Below are 16,209 nucleotides of genomic sequence, written 5' to 3'. Positions count from 1 at the left end.
GTCCATCATCAGATTGGCAGAGCGGATTGAGAGGAAGCACGGATGAATGATTCACCCAAGCGGGTTCGGCAGATCGTTACGGCAGCGTTGCTGCTCTGCGCGAGTGCCGCAGGGACTGCGAGGGGCGATGAAGCCGCGCAATTGGCCAAGCTGATCAACAGTTACCGCGAGGCCGGGCAGGGCTGCGGCGGGCAATCCAGCCCGGCGGCCGGCCCGCTGGCGCCCGACCGGCGCCTGGCCGGGCAGACGGTCAATTCGTCCGAGCAGTTGCAGCAGGCCCTGCAGCAGGCCGGTTATCAGGCCGCGGCCGTGCAACTGATCCGCGTCACCGGCCCCGATACGCCCGAAGCGGCCATGGCCATGCTGCAGCAGTCCTACTGCAAGCAGCTGCAGGATGCGCAGTTCGCCGATATCGGCGTGCTGCACGAAGGCAACAGCTGGCAGGTGGTGCTGGGTCGCGCGCTATTGCCGGCGCGCCTGGGCGACTGGCAGGAGGAAGGCAAGGCCATCCTCGAGGCGGTCAACCAGGCCCGTGGCACGGCTCGCCAATGTGGCGACCAGCCGTTCGATGCGGCGCAGCCGTTGCGCTGGAGCGATGCCCTGGGCCAGGCGGCCCTGGCCCACAGCCGCGACATGGCGATGAACAGCCTGTTCAGTCACCAGGGCAGCGACCGCAGCCTGGTCGGCGCCCGGGCCACCGCTGCTGGCTACACCTGGACGGTGATCGGCGAGAACATCGCTGCCGGCCAGGGACGCGCCCAGCAGGTGGTCGAAGGCTGGCTGGCCAGCCCCTCGCACTGCTACAACCTGATGAACCCGGATTTCCACGAAATGGGCGCGGCCTACGCCAGCAACCCGCAGAGCCAGGCGACCATCTACTGGACCCAGGTGTTTGGCGCGGCGGGGCGTTCTGGGCTCTAGGCGGGTTTGATTTGTGCTGTCTGTGGGCTGAAGCGAACTTACTGTGGGAGCGGGCGGGGACCCCTGGTCCATGCCCGCGATTTCGCGCGCATGGCGCGCTCCCACAATAGGTTGCCCTTTAACCCTCAAGCCTGACGATCACTCAACAGCGGTGGCATCGGGCAATCCAGGGTGTCGGCGACGGCACGCATCAGTTCCGCTTCGCCTGCGCTGATCCGCCCGTCGTGCTCGATGCAGCGGGCCATGGCCTTGAGCAACTGGGGCTTTTGCAGCGGGCGCATCTGGTTGAGGCGGTTGAGCGCGTCGTTCAAGTCGCTGATACCCGCCTTGGGCTGCTCGGCAAATGCCCGGGCGGTGAAGGGCAGTGTGCTCCAGGCCGCCTGGAAGGCCGCCCCGGCTGCCTGCTCGGTGGTATTGCCGGCCCGTGCCAGCGCCGCCAGCAGCACGCCGCTTTCATTGCCCAGGGCGGCCAGCGGCAGGCGACCCTGCACGGGGCGTTGCATGCCCAGGTTGCGTTCGACGATGCGCAGCAGTGCCCATTCCATAAAGCCCAGTTGCCCCGTGCTGATCAGCAGGGTGCCGATATCGCGCTTGAGGCTGACGAAGTCCTGGGGCTCGAGTTGCTTGAGCGCCGGGATGGCCAGCTCCAGCAGCGGCAGGCGACGTCCGGCGGGCAATTGCTGCAGTGGCTGGGCGAGTTCCAGCAGGCGGTCGGCCAGCAGGGGCGGCAGGTTGGCCTGCATCCAGGTCATGCGTTGCTGGCGGGTGGCGTCGTCGGGGCCCAGCAGCAGGCCATACAGAATCGTCAGTGCACCGTGGGGGTCGTGGGCGGCGTCGCGCAGGCGCTCATCGATCTGCGCCAGGCTCTCGCGGGCTTCTTCCAGGTGCAGCGGTTGTGGCTCGCCGATACTGGCGATGGCGGCGCTTGCGGCGGCGGCGCTAAAGCCCGCGGTAGCGGGTTGCTGGGGCGCGGCAGGCTGCGTGGGAGCCTCGAACACCTCGTCGCCGAGCACCACGCCTTTCCAGTCTGGATCGATGCGGCGGATACGTTCTTCCAGCGGCGGGTGGGTGGCCATCATCCTGCTCAACGCCAGGCCCTGACCAAAGTACATATGGCTGTACTCGGCGGCGTGGCTGGCTTCCAGGCGTGAGCCGGCGCCGAGCTTCTTGAGGGCGCCGGCGATGCCGGTGGGGTTGCGGGTGTACTGCACGGCCGAGGCGTCGGCGAGAAACTCGCGCTGGCGGCTGACCGCGGCCTTGATCAGGTTGCCGAAGAAGGTGCCGGCGTAACCGATCACCAGCAGCGCCAGGCCGACCACCATGACCAGCGCGACCGCATTGCCACGGCCCTTGTCGTCGGAGCGGCTGGACGAGCGCACGGCGCCGCTGTGGCCGACGCCGCGCATCAGCAGTTCGCCGATCAGGCCAAGCAGCAGGATGCCGTGCAGCACCGCCACCAGGCGGGTATTGAGGCGCATGTCGCCATGCAGGATATGGCTGAATTCGTGGGCGATAACGCCCTGCAGCTCATCGCGGTCGAGCCGTTCGATGGCGCCACGGGTCACGCCGATCACCGCGTTCTCCGGCCGCAGCCCGGCGGCGAAGGCGTTGATGGCCGGTTCTTCGAGCAGGTACACGGGTGGCACCGGCACGCCGGCGGCCAGGGCCATTTCTTCCACCACGTTGAGCACCCGTTGCTCGTGCAGGCCTTCGGGCTTGAGGTTGAGCAGGCGCCCACCGAGGCGCTCGGCGACCACCTTGCCACCGCCGCGCAGCTGCGAAGCCTTGAATGCCCAGCCCAGCAGCACCACCCCGACCACCACCGCGGCCACGCCGAGCAGCAGCTCGTGGCTAAGCGACTGCAGACCGTAGTTGCCGTACTGGTAGACCTGCCAGGCGACGGCGATCACCAGGGTGGTGCTGACCACCAGGGTGACCACCGCCAGCATCAGCAGGATCACCAGGCGCGAGGTATTGCGCCTGGCCCGGTCCTGATGCTCGAAGAAATCCATCCGCTAGGCTCCTGCTCAGAAGGAGACTTTGGGCGCGTCCTGAATCGCCGCGCTGTCGGCGAATTCCAGCAGTGCCGCATCGCTGCCATGCCCGAAGGCGCCGGCCAGCACCACCGGCGGGAAGCTCTGGCGGTAGGCGTTGTAGGCGGTGATCGCATCGTTGTAGGCCTGGCGGGCGAAGGCCACCTTGTTCTCGGTGCTGGAGAGTTCTTCGCTGAGCTGCTGCATGTTCTGCGAGGCCTTCAGGTCCGGGTAGGCTTCGACGGTCACGTTGAGGCGGCCCATGGCGTCCTTCAGTACCCCTTCGGCATTGGCCAGCAGGTTCATGCTCTGGGCATCGCCCGGGTTCTGCGAGGCCTGCTTGAGGCCGTCGACCGCACCATTGCGCGCGGCAATCACCGCCTCGAGGGTTTCCCGCTCGTGGGCCAGGTAGGCCTTGGCGGTTTCCACCAGGTTGGGGATCAGGTCGTAGCGGCGCTTGAGTTGCACCTCGATCTGCGCGAAGCCGTTCTGGTAGCGGTTGCGCAGGCTGACCAGGCGGTTGTAGACGCTGATCACGTAGAAGACCACCACGACCAGTACGGCGATGATGATAAGGGTGGAGATATCCATGAGATGTCCCTATCGGTTGGTAGACGTGGCCGCATGGTAACGGAAACTGCAGGCTGCCGGGCGCATGCCGGCCGGGCAGTCCGTATGGATGTGCGGTGGTTCCGGTTACTGGGCGTCTGGCTTGCTCGGGCTGGGGGCGGTCATCTGGATGGTCAGGCGCGGCGTGGCCAGGCTCAGGCCGGACTCGTCCAGGTGGCGCTTGAGCGCCAGGTTGAAGGCGCGCGACACCTCCCACTGCTTGATCGGCGCGGTCTTGAAGCGCGCTCGCAGCACGGCGTTGCCGGACTCGAAGCTCTCCACGCCCTGGATCTCCAGGGGCGACCAGATGTTGCGGCGCATCAGCACGTCGTTGCGCAACTCGGTGGCCACCTCGCGCAGCAGCTTGATGGCTTCGTCGATGTTCATGTCATGGGGCACCGCGACGCGAAAGATGGCGTAGCCGAATTCGCGCGAGTAGTTCTTGATGCTCTTGATTTCGCTGAACGGGATGGTGTGCACGATGCCGTCGATGTCGCGCAGGCGCACGGTGCGGATGGTCAGGCCCTCGACGGTGCCGAGGTGGCCGCCGACGTCGACGTAGTCGTCGATGGCCAGGGAGTCCTCGATGATGATGAACAGGCCGGTGATCAGGTCCGCCACCAGCGATTGGGCACCGAAGCCGATGGCCAGGCCGATCACCCCGGCACCGGCCAGCAGCGGCGTGACGTTCATGCCCATGTTGGCCAGGGCGACGATGGCCGCGATGATGAAGATGCTGACGAACAGCACGTTGCGGATCAGCGGCATCATGGTCTGCGCGCGGGCGTTGGTCTGGCCCTTGCGCGAGCGGGTCAGGGCGTGGTGCACCGCGGTGTCGGCGAGAATCCACACCAGCCAGCCGCAAGCCAGGGTGGCACCCAGGCCGACCAGCTTGAGGCTGATCTCATGGCCGTCGCCCTCGGCGAAGCGGATCAGCGACAGCCCCCACACCCGCAGACCCAGTTCGATGAACACCAGCCAGATGGCCAAGCTGAGCATGGTGTGGAAGAAGTTCTGGAAGCGCTCGAAATACGCCGCATGGCGACGGTGGCGCGAGCGGCTGCGGAACAGCCGGCGCCTGATCAGGCCGTTGATGACCATGCAGGTGACCAGCAGCACGGTGCACACCAGCGACTGGCGAAAGGCGGTGCTGGTGTCGCCGGCCGACACGAAGGTGGCCGACAGCGAGATGGCCACCAGGGCCAGGGCTGGCAGGTACCAGAAGCTGCCGAGCAGCTCCACGGTTTCGCTGATGCCGCGCTGCCTGAGGCGCCTTGCCAGGGGCTGATTGCGGATCAGGTGGGCGATCGGCCGGCGAAAACGCAGGATGAACAGGCCGGTGCACAGCGCCGCCAGCACGTTGGTCAGGGTGGCCGTGGTGTGCGCCAGGTTGCCACCCAGGCTGGCGACCAGGCGTGGGTCGTTGAGGGCCTCGCCAAAGGCGGCGAAGCTGCCGATCAGCCACAGCGGGCGAAAGGCGCGGCGGCGCAGGATGTTCAGGGCGGTACGCCGGTGCGGGCCGTCGAGCAGCGAGAAGGCGATCACGCAGATGGCCGAGAAGCAGGTACCCACCACCAGCGCGTAGGCCAGCACCATGGCCAGGTCGCGGCCCAGGGAAGCGGGCAGTACATAGCTCAGGTAGCCGGTGATCAGCAGGGCGGCGAACCAGGGGCCGAGTTTGCGCAGGGCGAAGCGCAGCAGGTCGGTGGGGCGCGGGTTCTGTGGCAGCTCCTCGGCCAGGCCGAAACGCAGGCGCACCTGGTGGCTGAGCGCGCGCAGCCCGAAGGCCAGCAGGCTCCAGATGCCGATGATCAGGGCGAAGTTGCTGACCAGCGCGAAGCGCTCGCCGGCCTCGGGCAGCAGCGCCGCCAGTTCGCTGCGGCTGCGCGACAGCTCCAGCTGCCAGCGCGCCAGGGGGCTGTGCTCGCCGGAGAACTGGCTTTCGATACCGGTCAGCGTGCTGCCGATCAAGCCCAGCACGCCATCGCGGCTTTCGGGCTGGGCTTTCTGGGTGGTGTCGCGCAGGGTTTTCAGGTCGTTGAGCAACTGCGCGCGTTGCTTGTCGTTCTCCAGCGACTGGATCACTTCGTCGAGCGAACGATCCAGCGGTTGATCCGCCTGGGGCTGGGCGCTGGAGTCGGTGCTGCTGCCGAACAGGGGCGGGATGCCCGCCGCCTGGGCAGACGAGCAGGCGAGGATCAGCAACGTCAGCAACAGCAGGCGGCGTAGCAGGGCGTTGAAGCGGATCACGCGCGAACTCTCCATCACGCGGGTGAGTGTCGGGGCGGCACCGACCGATGCCGCCGCGGGCTCAGGCGTAGTTTTCCGGGCTGAGACGGCGCTCGACCAGTTCGATGAGGATATGGATGACCTTGATGTGCAGCTCCTGGGTACGGTCGGCGAAGTCGCCGCCCGGCGCGCAGATGCACACGTCGGCCAGGCTCTCCAGCAGCGAGCCCGGTTTGCCGGTCAGGGCGATGACCTTGATGCCCAGCGCCTTGGCTGCCTCGGCGGCCTTGACCACGTTGGGGCTCTTGCCGCTGGTGCTGATGGCCAGCAGCACGTCACCTTCGCGGCCGTGGGATTCCACGTAGCGCGAGAAGATGTGGTCGTAGCCGAAGTCGTTGGCCACGCAGCTGATATGGCTGGCGTCGCTGATCGACACCGCGGCGATGCCCGGGCGGTTCTTGCGATAACGGCCGGTCAGTTCCTCGGCGAAGTGCATGGCATCGCACATGGAGCCGCCGTTGCCGCAGGAAAACACCTTGCCCCTGGCTTCGAAACTGCTCACCAGCAGGTCGCCGGCACGTTCGATACTGGCCAGCGTCTGCTGGTTGCCGATAAAGGCGTCGAGGGCGCGCTGGGCTTCGAGCAGGCTGTTGCGGATATGGTCGATCATGGTCGCCTCAGGGCAGGTCATGGCTGTTGTAGAAGGCGCCCAGCACTTTCACCAGGTGGGCCAGGTCCTGGCTGCCGGCCAGCTCGCGGATCGAGTGCATGGCGAAGGTCGGCAGGCCGATGTCCACGGTGCGCACGCCCAGCTGGCTGGCGGTGATCGGGCCGATGGTCGAACCACAACCCATGTCGCTGCGGGTCACGAAGCTCTGTACCGGCACTTCGTTTTCCAGGCACAGGTGGCGGAAGAAGCCGGCGGTTTCGCTGTTGGTGGCGTAGCGCTGGTTGCTGTTGATCTTGATCACCGGGCCGGCGTTGAGCTTGGGCCCGTGGTTGCCGTCGTGCTTGGCCTCGTAGTTGGGGTGCACGCCGTGGGCGTTGTCGGCCGAGACCAGCAGCGAACGCTGGATGGTGCGCACGAAGTCGTCACCCTGGGGCAGCACGCGGCGCAGCACCTGCTCGAGCATCGGGCCATCGGCGCCGCACGCCGAGCTGGAGCCGACCTCTTCGTGGTCGGTGCACACCAGCACGCAGGTTTCTTCGTCACCTGAGTCCAGCAACGCCTGCAGGCCGGCGTAGCAGGACAGCAGGTTATCGAGGCGCGCACTGGCGATGAAGTCCTGGTTCAGACCCACCACGGCGGCGCTCTGGGTGTCGTAGAAGCTCAGCTCGTAATCGAGCACCGCATCGGCGTTGAAGTCGTGCTCCATGGCCAGCTGTTCGCTGAGCAGGGCGCGGAAGTCGGCACCCTCGGCACCGGCCAGCTGGGCGAGGATCGGCGGCAGCTCGTTCTGCGCGTTGATCGCCCAGCCCTGGTTGGCTTCGCGATTGAGGTGGATGGCCAGGCTGGGGATCACGGCGATGGGCTGGTAGAAGTCGATCAGCGCGCTTTCCACCTTGCCGTCGCGGCGATAGGTCACCCGGCCGGCCAGGGACAGGTCGCGGTCGAACCAGGGGGCGAGCAGCGCGCCACCGTAAACCTCGACGCCGAGCTGGAAGTAGCCCTGACGCTCCAGCTCGGGGTTGGGCTTGACGCGTAGGCAGGGGCTGTCGGTATGGGCGCCGACCAGGCGCACGCCACCGTCGACCGGCGAGCGGGTGCCGAGCTTGAAGGCGATGATCGAGGAATCGTTACGGGTCACGTAGTAGCGGCCACCGGCTTCGGTGTACCAGGGCGCGCGCTCGTCGAGCTGGCGATAACCGGCGGCCTCGAGGCGCATGGCCAGGCTGCTGGTGGCATGGAAGGGTGTAGGGGAGGCGTTGAGAAAGTCGAGCAGGCCTTGATTCAATTCTTCGCGCATGGGGCACTCCGGACGGCAATGTGCCGAGTTTATCGGATTTGCCCGCGGCGCTGTTGGCGTTTGAGAGCAGTAGCCCGTGTTGAGCGCAGGCTACGCATTGATGGGCTGGCACCTATGTGGCCCTGCCCATCCTACGCTGGGTATCCTTGATGTCGCGCGCACGGCGCGCTCCCACAGGGTGAAATCGCGCATGACCTTATCTCGGTACTCACAGAACCAGTTCCGTAGGGTGGGCTTTGGCCCACCATCACTGCCTACGCCGCGATGGCCACCAGGCTGAGGATCTGCCCGTCCAGCTCGGCGTAGTGGCCGCACAGTTCGCTGCCAGCTGGCCAGTCTTCACTGAGGTCGATAAGCAGGCGCAGGCGCGCGGTTTGCTCGTTTGGGTCGAGGCTGAGCAGTTCGGCATCCTGGAAATAGAAGCGCGTCAGCACCAGCGGGTAGAGGGCCTTGAACAGGCTTTCCTTGAACGAGAAGGTCAGGCTGATCCGCCAGGCGCGTTGCTCGGGGCTTAGCCCGGCGATGCGGGTCAGTTCGTCTGCGCTGAGAATCTCGCCCACCAGGCGCTCGGCACGCTCGCTCGACAGCACCTCCTCGACATCCAGGCCCAGGCCGCGCCACTGGCCAGTGGCCGCGGCGATGGCGGCGGCCCAGCCCTGGCCGTGGGTGATCGAGCCGCTGACCTGCGCTGGCCACTGCGGTGCGCGATCCTCGCCGACCGGCGGCACGCTGGCCACGCCGGTGAGCCGATACAGGGCCTCGCGTGCACACAGGCGGCCGGCCAGGTGTTCGGCCTGGCGCTTGGCCACACCGCGAACCGCCGGCACGCCCGCGGCCCTGTAGTCATCATCAGCGAGCAGGGTCGGGTCGAAGCGGGTGCTGATCAGATGCGCACCGGCCAATGGCCGGGCGAACGGCCAATGATCGTCGAGAGGCGTGCAGCAGCGGGGCAGAGGGGGAGCGGTCATGGCCGGCATTTTGCCGTGCCGGCCGTCCGCTTACCAGCCGGGCACGCCGTGCATGTCCGGCAGCTTGTGGGCGATGCCCTTGTGGCAGTCGATGCAGGTGGCTTCGCCGTTGGCCAGGGCCGTGGAGTGCATCTGCGCGGCGCGCTTGCTCTGGCGGGTGAAGTCCATGAAGTCGAAGTTGTGACAGTTGCGGCATTCCAGCGAGTCGTTGGCCTTCAGGCGCGCCCACTCGTGCTCGGCCAGCTCGCGGCGCTTGTCGAGGAATTTCTCGCGGGTGTTGATGGTGCCGAAGATCTTGCCCCACACCTCCTTGGAGGCCTGCATCTTGCGGGCGATCTTGTCCGTCCACTGGTGCGGCACGTGGCAGTCCGGGCAGGTGGCGCGCACCCCGGAGCGGTTGTTGTAGTGGATGGTGTCCTGCAGCTCGACGAACACGTTGTCGCGCATCTCGTGGCAGGAAGTGCAGAACTGCTCGGTGTTGGTGGCCTCCAGCGCGGTGTTGAAACCGCCCCAGAAGATGATCCCGGCGATGAAACCGCCCAGGGTCAGAAAACCCAGGCTGTAGTGCACGCTGGGGCGGCGCAGGACCCTCCAGTAGCGACCGAGCAAGGCAAGCAGCGATTTCATGATGCCTCCTCAGCGGTGCCCGGCAGGTTGGTTTTCGTCCTGCAGGAGCTGGTCGATGTTCTTGAAACCGTTCTCCACCAGCGGCTTCACCTCGGCCTGGGTGACGTGGCACTGGGTACAGAAGTAGCGGCGCGGCGACATGGCGGCCAGGGCCTGGCCGTCGCGGTCCATGTAGTGGGTGATGCTGATCATCGGCGCCTGGCTGCGCGCGCTGTTGGCGCGGCTGTGGCAGGCCATGCAGCGGTTGCCGTACTTGTCCACCTGATAACCGGCGATGGTGTGGGGAATGGTCGGCGGTTGCTCGGGGTAGTTGCGCTCGCGGCGGATGTCCTTGTTCTCCTCGGGGGCGATGCGTGGTGCCGGGAATTCCTGGGTCAGGGTGCCGCCAGGGCGGCGCCCGTCCGGTGCCGGCGCATCGAGCGGGTAGCTGAGGTCGGCGGCCACCGCCACGCCGAACACGGCGAGCAGCAGCAGGGGCAGATAACGCAGTTTCATGGCTGAGCTCCTCATGCCGCGCTGATCAACTGGATCTTCACCGCGCACTTCTTGTAGTCGGTCTGCTTGGAGATCGGGTCGGTGGCGTCCAGGGTGACCTTGTTGATCAGCTTGTTGGCGTCGAAGAAGGGCACGAACACCAGGCCCCGGGGCGGCTTGTTGCGCCCGCGGGTCTCGATGCGTGCGCGGATCTCGCCGCGCCGGCTGATCACCTTCACCTCGCTGCCGCGCCGGGCGTTGAGGGCCTTGGCGTCATCGGGGTGCATGTACACCAGGGCATCGGGCACGGCGCGGTGCAGCTCGTCGACGCGCTGGGTCATGCTGCCGGTGTGCCAGTGTTCGAGCACACGGCCGGTGCTGAGCCAGAACGGGTAGTCGTCGTCCGGCGCCTCGGCCGGCGGCTCGTAGGGCAGGGCGAAGATGATCGCGCGGTTGTCCGGGTAGCCGTAGAACTGCACCTCGCTGCCCTTGGCCACGTAGGGGTCGTGGCCCTCGCGGTAGCGCCAGCGGGTTTCCGAACCCTCGACCACCGGCCAGCGCAGGCCGCGTTCGCTGTGGTAGCGGTCGAAGGGCGCCAGGTCGTGGCCATGGCCGCGGCCGAACTGGGCGTACTCCTCGAACAGGCCCTTCTGCAGGTAGAAGCCGAAGGCCTCCGCCTCGTCGTTGCGAAAGCCCTTTTCCAGCTGTTCGGCCGGGAAGGCGTCGACCTGGCCGTTCCTGTACAGCACCTCATAGAGCGTCTTGCCCTTGAGCTGCGGCATCTTGGCGAGCAGTTCGGCGGGCCAGACCTCATCGGTGGTGAAGCGCTTGGAGAATTCCACCAGCTGCCACAGGTCGGATTTCGCCTCACCCGGTGCGCCGACCAGTTGATGCCAGAACTGCGTGCGGCGCTCGGCGTTGCCGTAGGCGCCTTCCTTCTCGACCCACATGGCGCTGGGCAGAATCAGGTCGGCGGCCTGGGCCGAGACGGTCGGGTAGACGTCGGAGACGATCACGAAGTTGTCCGGCTTGCGCCAGCCCGGCAGCACTTCCTGCATGATGTTGGGGCCGGCCTGCATGTTGTTGCTGACCTGGGTCCAGTACACCTTGAGCACGCCGTCCTTGAGCATGCGGCTCTGCTCCACGGCGTGGACGCCGGGCTTTTCCTGGATGGTGCCGGCGGGCAGCTTCCAGATCTTCTCGGCGGTGGCGCGGTGTTTCGGGTTGGTCACCACCAGATCGGCGGGCAGGCGATGGGAGAAGGTGCCGACTTCGCGGGCGGTGCCGCAGGCCGACGGCTGGCCGGTCAGCGAGAAGGGGCTGTTGCCCGGCTCGCTGATCTTGCCTGTCAGCAAATGGATGTTGTAGATCAGGTTGTTGGCCCACACGCCGCGGGTGTGCTGGTTGAAGCCCATGGTCCAGAACGACACCACCTTGCGCTGCGGGTCGGCGTACAGCTCGGCCAGCGCCTTGAGGCGTTCGGCGGGCACCCCCGATTCCCTGGCGGCGCGCTCCAGGGTGTAGGGTTTGACGAAGGCGGCGAACTGCTCGAACGACAGGTCGCTCCAGGTGTTGGCATTCTTCGCGTTCCTGGCTTTGACCTCCAGCGGGTTGTCCGGGCGCAGGCCGTAGCCGATGTCGTCGGCGCCGAGGGCGAAGCGGGTGTGGCGCTTGACGAATTCCTGATTCACCGCGCCGCTCTGGATGATGTGGTTGGCGATGTAGTTGAGGATCAGCAGGTCGGTCTGCGGCTTGAACACCATGGGGATGTCGGCCAGGTCGAAGCTGCGGTGCTCGAAGGTCGACAGCACGGCGACCTTGACGCCGGGCTTGCTCAGGCGCCGGTCGGTGACCCGGCTCCACAGCACCGGGTGCATCTCGGCCATGTTCGAGCCCCACAGCACGAAGCTGTCGGTGGCCTCGATGTCGTCGTAGCAGCCCATCGGCTCGTCCATGCCGAAGGTGCGCATGAAGCCCATCACCGCCGAGGCCATGCAATGGCGCGCGTTGGGGTCGATGTTGTTGCTGCGAAAGCCGGCCTTCATCAGCTTGTTGGCGGCGTAGCCTTCCCAGATCGTCCACTGCCCAGAGCCGAACATGCCCACGGCCTGGGGGCCGTGCTCGCGCAGGGCTGCCTTGAACTTCTCCTCCATGATGTCGAAGGCCTGCTCCCAGCCTATCGGCTGGAATTCACCCTGTTTGTCGTAGACGCCGTTCTTCATGCGCAGCAAGGGTGTGGTCAGGCGGTCGACGCCGTACATGATCTTCGACAGGAAGTAGCCCTTGACGCAGTTCAGGCCGCGGTTGACCTCGGCCTTGATGTCGCCGTGGGTGGCCACCACGCGGTTGTCGCGGGTGGCGACCATCACGCTGCAGCCGGTGCCGCAGAAGCGGCAGGGTGCCTTGTTCCAGTCCAGGCGGGTGTTTTCCGCGTCGGCGACCAGGTTGCTGGCGGTGGAGGCGAACGGCAGGCCGGCGGCGGCGGCAGCGATGGCTGCGGCCTGGGCCTTGGTGAATTCGCGGCGGGTCATGCTCATTGAGCGGCTCCTTCCGGGGTGAGGCATTCGTGGTAGATCAGCGCGGCGTTGAGCACGCCCGGCAGCGCGTTGACCTGGTCGATACGCTGCAGAATGAGTGTTTCGTCGACCGCCTCGATCACCACCACCGCCTTGCCTTCCGGGCTGTGCTGGTGCACGTCCAGATCGTCGAGCAGGCGCAGGTTGGCGAGTACCGCATCGAGCTGCTCGGGGCGGGCATGCACGATGAAGCTGGCGATGTGCAGGGGGGCGTCCATGACGGGCTCCTGTAAGCCGAGGGGTCAGTTGAGCGGGCCGGGCGGGCCGAAGAGCATCTGCAGGAACCACACGGCGAAGCCGTAGGCGCCGACGAGGGCCACGGAAAGCAGCGGGAAGAGGAATATCACCAGGAACACAAACAACCGGCGTTCGCGGCGTTTGCCCCCGGTGTCTTCGGATGGGCTGGGCATGGGCAGTTCTTCATCGGTCAGGCTGATTGGACATGCCGTCATTGAGGAAGGCAGCGCCTCTGGCGCTGGCAATCTGACGGTCTCTGGTCGTTAAGCCCGACCTTAGTCGCACTGGCCAGCGGGGTATTGATCCGGGTCAATGACTGGGCCGTTACCCCGTGGCAGCCGGAGAAAAACGGTCTTGCCCATCGTTCAGGTGAGGTTCAGCAAGGGTTCAGGAGGTGTTCAGTCGCCGTCGGGCAGGATGATTCCCGAGTTCTTCCTTAACCCACTGCCAATCGAGAGGCATCTCCATGAAAGCGACTCTGACCAAACTGGCTCTGGCAACTTCCCTGGTCGTCGGCGCTGCGTCCACTGCCCATGCCGACAACAACTTCGCCGGCTTCACCTGGGGCCAGACCAGCAACAACATCCAGAAGTCCTCGGCGCTGAATGCCAACCTGGGTGATCCGAACTTCGACGGTGTGATCAACAACACCAGCACCTGGGGCGTGCGCGCCGGTCAGCAGAACGACGTCGGCCGTTACTACGCCACCTATGAATACATCTCCGGCAGCAACGATGGCCTCAAGCTGCGCCAGCAGAATCTGCTCGGCAGCTACGACGCCTTCCTGCCGCTGAACGAGAACGGCACCAAGCTGTTCGGCGGTGGCACCCTGGGTCTGGTCAAGCTGGAGCAGAACAGCCCCGGTGTCTCGCGTGACACCAATGTCGGGTATGCTGCCGGCTTGCAGGCAGGCCTGCTGCAGGAAGTCAACGAGAACGCCTCCATCGAAGGCGGCTACCGTTACCTGCGCACCAATGCCAGCACCGAATTCGCCCCGCACGGCGAAGGCAAGGTCGGCTCCCTCGATCTGCATAGCAGCGGGCAGTGGTACCTGGGTGCCAACTACAAGTTCTAAGTCGCCATAATCAGCTGCGCGTCGGCCCTGCAGCGTTAAAAACAGGCTCGGAAAGCCGCTTGCGGCTAACGCACTTCAGTGCGGCTCCGGAGGAGCGAGCGAAGCGAGTAATGCTCATGTACAAAAGTACACTCCGCTTTCTCGCCGGTTTTTGCCTTGCAGGGCTCTAGCTCGCAAGATTATTAAATTGATGGTTCGAGCTTGTTGCCGTTTCAGAACGAAGAGGGCATGCAACGATGAAATTGCTGGTCGTGGAGGATGAAGCGCTGCTGCGCCATCATCTCTATACCCGACTCGGCGAACAAGGCCACGTGGTGGACGCGGTCGCCAACGCCGAGGAGGCGCTGTATCGCGTCGATGAATACCACCATGACCTGGCGGTGATCGATCTCGGTCTGCCAGGTATCAGCGGTCTGGATCTGATCCGTCAGTTGCGCAGCCGCGACAAGACCTTTCCCATCCTGATTCTCACCGCCCGCGGCAACTGGCAGGACAAGGTCGAGGGCCTGGCTTCCGGTGCCGACGATTACGTGGTCAAACCCTTCCAGTTCGAAGAGCTCGAGGCACGCCTCAATGCGCTGCTGCGCCGCTCCTCCGGCTTTATCCAGTCGACCATCGAAGCAGGCCCCCTGTTGCTCGACATGAACCGCAAGCAGGCGCTGATCGATGGCGCGGGCATGGGCCTGACCGCCTACGAATACCGCATCCTCGAGTACCTGATGCGCCACCATCAGCAGGTGGTGCCCAAGGAGCGGCTGATCGAGCAACTGTATCCCGATGACGAGGAGCGCGATCCCAACGTCATCGAAGTGCTGGTCGGCCGCCTGCGCCGCAAGCTGGAAAGCTGCAACGGCTTCAAACCGATCGAAACGGTGCGTGGCCAGGGCTATCTGTTCACCGAGCGCTGCCGGTGACCTCAGGCCTGGCACGCTTGAAAGTGCACTGGGTGTCCTCCCTGCGCCTGCGCCTGATGCTCGGCAGCACGGTGATCGCCGTGCTGTTCATGCTGGCGCTGTTGCCGGCCCTGCAGGGCGCCTTTCTGATCGCCCTGGAAAAATCCGTCGAGAAGCGCCTGGCCGCCGATGCCGGTGCGTTGATATCCGCGGCCCGCACCGACGACGGCAAGCTGCGCATGCCCAGCAAGCTGCCTGACGAGGAATTCGACCTGCCCGATGCCCAGTTGCTGGGCTTCATCTACGACCGCGACGGACAACTGGTGTGGCGCTCGCCGTCGACCCGGGACATGTCCGTGTCCTACCAGCCGCGTTACGACGGGCGTGGCGACGAACTGCTGCGCACCACCGACCGTCAAGGCCGCGAGTTCTACCTCTATGACGTGGAAATCAAGCTGCTGCGCGGGCAGAGCGCGGCGTTCAGCATCGTCACCATGCAGCCGGCCAGCGACACCCAGGCGCTGTACAACGATTTCACCAAGCAGCTGTATCTGTGGCTCGGTGGTGCGCTGCTGCTGCTCCTGGGGCTGTTGTGGTTCGGCCTGACCTGGGGCTTTCGCAGCCTGCGCGGGTTGCGCGAGGAACTCGATGAGGTGGAGAGCGGCACCCGCGAACGGCTGAGCGATGATCATCCCCGTGAGCTGCTGCGCCTGACCGGCTCGCTGAACCGCCTGCTGGACAGTGAACGCCAGCAGCGTGAGCGCTACCGCCATTCCCTGGACGACCTGGCGCACAGCCTGAAGACGCCGCTGTCGGTGTTGCAAGGGGCGACGGAGGTGATCGCCGGCAAGCCGGAGAACCGCGAGCAGGCGCAGATCCTCCAGGGGCAGATCGAGCGCATGAGCCAGCAGATCGGCTATCAGCTGCAGCGCGCCAGCCTGCGCAAGAGCGGCCTGGTCCGTCACCGGGTGCCGCTGGCCACCGTGGTGGACAACCTCTGCGAGGCGCTCGACAAGGTCTACCGGGACAAACAGGTCAGCGTGCAGCGCCAGTTCGATGCCTGGCTGGAAATTCCCATGGAGCGTGCCGCGCTGCTGGAGCTGCTCGGTAACCTGCTGGAAAACGCCTATCGCCTGTGCCTGGGCCAGGTGCGTGTCAGCGCCCGAATCGAGGGCGGCACCTGCCAGCTGTGCGTCGAGGACGATGGGCCGGGCGTGCCGGTGGATCAGCGCGAGCGCATTCTCCGCCGTGGCGAGCGCCTGGACGCCCAGCACCCGGGGCAGGGCATCGGCACCGCGGTGGTCAAGGACATCATCGAAAGCTACGAGGGCGAGCTCTTTCTCGAGGACTCCGAGCTGGGCGGTGCGGCATTCCGGGTGCGGATCTGAGCGGGCGGTGATCGCCGTGGTGGGAATCCGCCACGGCTTTCGAGAGTGCGTGCGGAAAACCGCCAAATGCGGGTCGGATGGCTTGCTGGGTTTCCCTAAAAGCCCTGTTTATCAACGGTTTATCCGAAATTTTCTTGTATGGCATGGCGCTTGCTTTTGCTGCGTCAAGGTCGCGTCGAGCGTACCTACTAACAAATCCCTCCAGGTCAGGA

The 16,209-nt window shown here is 65.7% G+C and carries 15 protein-coding genes; 4 read left to right on the top strand and 11 right to left on the bottom strand.

The window, feature by feature from the left end:
* The first annotated feature begins 42 nt into the window (after window positions 1-42).
* Window positions 43-921 (top strand): CAP domain-containing protein, encoded by an 879-nt coding sequence (locus tag K8U54_RS02140; RefSeq protein ID WP_249908668.1) that lies wholly within the window; start codon window positions 43-45, stop codon window positions 919-921.
* A 125-nt stretch (window positions 922-1,046) separates the two neighbouring features.
* On the opposite strand, the gene K8U54_RS02135 is transcribed toward K8U54_RS02140, so the two are convergent.
* From K8U54_RS02135 to napE, 11 genes are all read right to left on the bottom strand, one after another.
* Window positions 1,047-2,933, bottom strand: a complete 1,887-nt coding sequence (locus tag K8U54_RS02135; protein WP_249908667.1) for a M48 family metallopeptidase — start codon at window positions 2,931-2,933, stop codon at window positions 1,047-1,049.
* 15 nt (window positions 2,934-2,948) lie between these two features.
* Window positions 2,949-3,545 carry a LemA family protein gene (locus K8U54_RS02130; RefSeq protein ID WP_249908666.1) on the bottom strand — a complete coding sequence of 199 codons (597 nt, stop codon included), beginning with the start codon at window positions 3,543-3,545 and terminating at the stop codon, window positions 2,949-2,951.
* A 105-nt stretch (window positions 3,546-3,650) separates the two neighbouring features.
* Window positions 3,651-5,828: a mechanosensitive ion channel family protein gene (locus K8U54_RS02125; RefSeq protein WP_249908665.1), complete on the bottom strand. Its 2,178-nt coding sequence runs from the start codon at window positions 5,826-5,828 to the stop codon at window positions 3,651-3,653.
* A 46-nt stretch (window positions 5,829-5,874) separates the two neighbouring features.
* Window positions 5,875-6,462: a D-sedoheptulose 7-phosphate isomerase gene (lpcA, locus tag K8U54_RS02120; protein ID WP_070886834.1), complete on the bottom strand. Its 588-nt coding sequence runs from the start codon at window positions 6,460-6,462 to the stop codon at window positions 5,875-5,877.
* A 7-nt stretch (window positions 6,463-6,469) separates the two neighbouring features.
* Window positions 6,470-7,759, bottom strand: coding sequence for a M18 family aminopeptidase (locus tag K8U54_RS02115; protein WP_249908664.1), 1,290 nt, complete (start codon window positions 7,757-7,759; stop codon window positions 6,470-6,472).
* A gap of 254 nt (window positions 7,760-8,013) precedes the next feature.
* Complete coding sequence (locus K8U54_RS02110; RefSeq protein WP_434059977.1) at window positions 8,014-8,736, bottom strand: 4'-phosphopantetheinyl transferase family protein; 723 nt, start codon at window positions 8,734-8,736, stop codon at window positions 8,014-8,016.
* Between the two features lie 21 nt (window positions 8,737-8,757).
* Window positions 8,758-9,354 carry a cytochrome c3 family protein gene (locus K8U54_RS02105; protein ID WP_249908662.1) on the bottom strand — a complete coding sequence of 199 codons (597 nt, stop codon included), beginning with the start codon at window positions 9,352-9,354 and terminating at the stop codon, window positions 8,758-8,760.
* A 9-nt stretch (window positions 9,355-9,363) separates the two neighbouring features.
* The gene (locus K8U54_RS02100) at window positions 9,364-9,849 is read right to left on the bottom strand and encodes a nitrate reductase cytochrome c-type subunit (RefSeq protein WP_249908661.1); all 486 of its coding nucleotides are present in this window, start codon (window positions 9,847-9,849) and stop codon (window positions 9,364-9,366) included.
* An 11-nt stretch (window positions 9,850-9,860) separates the two neighbouring features.
* A complete protein-coding gene (gene napA, locus K8U54_RS02095) occupies window positions 9,861-12,365 on the bottom strand; it encodes a nitrate reductase catalytic subunit NapA (protein WP_249908660.1) in 2,505 nt (834 codons plus the stop codon).
* Window positions 12,362-12,622, bottom strand: coding sequence for a chaperone NapD (locus K8U54_RS02090; protein WP_249908659.1), 261 nt, complete (start codon window positions 12,620-12,622; stop codon window positions 12,362-12,364). Before K8U54_RS02090 ends, napA begins: the two co-directional genes overlap by 4 nt.
* 24 nt (window positions 12,623-12,646) lie before the next feature.
* Window positions 12,647-12,814, bottom strand: coding sequence for a periplasmic nitrate reductase, NapE protein (napE, locus tag K8U54_RS02085; protein WP_249908658.1), 168 nt, complete (start codon window positions 12,812-12,814; stop codon window positions 12,647-12,649).
* Between the two features lie 293 nt (window positions 12,815-13,107).
* On the opposite strand from napE, the gene K8U54_RS02080 reads away from it, so the two are divergent.
* The 3 genes from K8U54_RS02080 (at window position 13,108) to K8U54_RS02070 (ending at window position 15,997) form a co-directional block, all read left to right on the top strand.
* Complete coding sequence (locus tag K8U54_RS02080; RefSeq protein ID WP_249908657.1) at window positions 13,108-13,716, top strand: outer membrane protein; 609 nt, start codon at window positions 13,108-13,110, stop codon at window positions 13,714-13,716.
* Window positions 13,717-13,952: 236 nt separating this feature from the next.
* A complete protein-coding gene (locus tag K8U54_RS02075; protein ID WP_013792025.1) occupies window positions 13,953-14,630 on the top strand; it encodes a response regulator in 678 nt (225 codons plus the stop codon).
* Window positions 14,631-14,686: 56 nt separating this feature from the next.
* Window positions 14,687-15,997 (top strand): ATP-binding protein, encoded by a 1,311-nt coding sequence (locus K8U54_RS02070; RefSeq protein ID WP_249910377.1) that lies wholly within the window; start codon window positions 14,687-14,689, stop codon window positions 15,995-15,997.
* Window positions 15,998-16,209: the final 212 nt, after the last annotated feature.

Origin of the sequence: Pseudomonas fulva (genome assembly GCF_023517795.1) — a bacterium.
Taxonomy (GTDB): Bacteria; Pseudomonadota; Gammaproteobacteria; order Pseudomonadales; family Pseudomonadaceae; genus Aquipseudomonas; species Aquipseudomonas fulva_D.
Note: the sequence above shows the minus strand (reverse complement) of the source record. Positions and strands in the feature narration are given on the sequence as shown.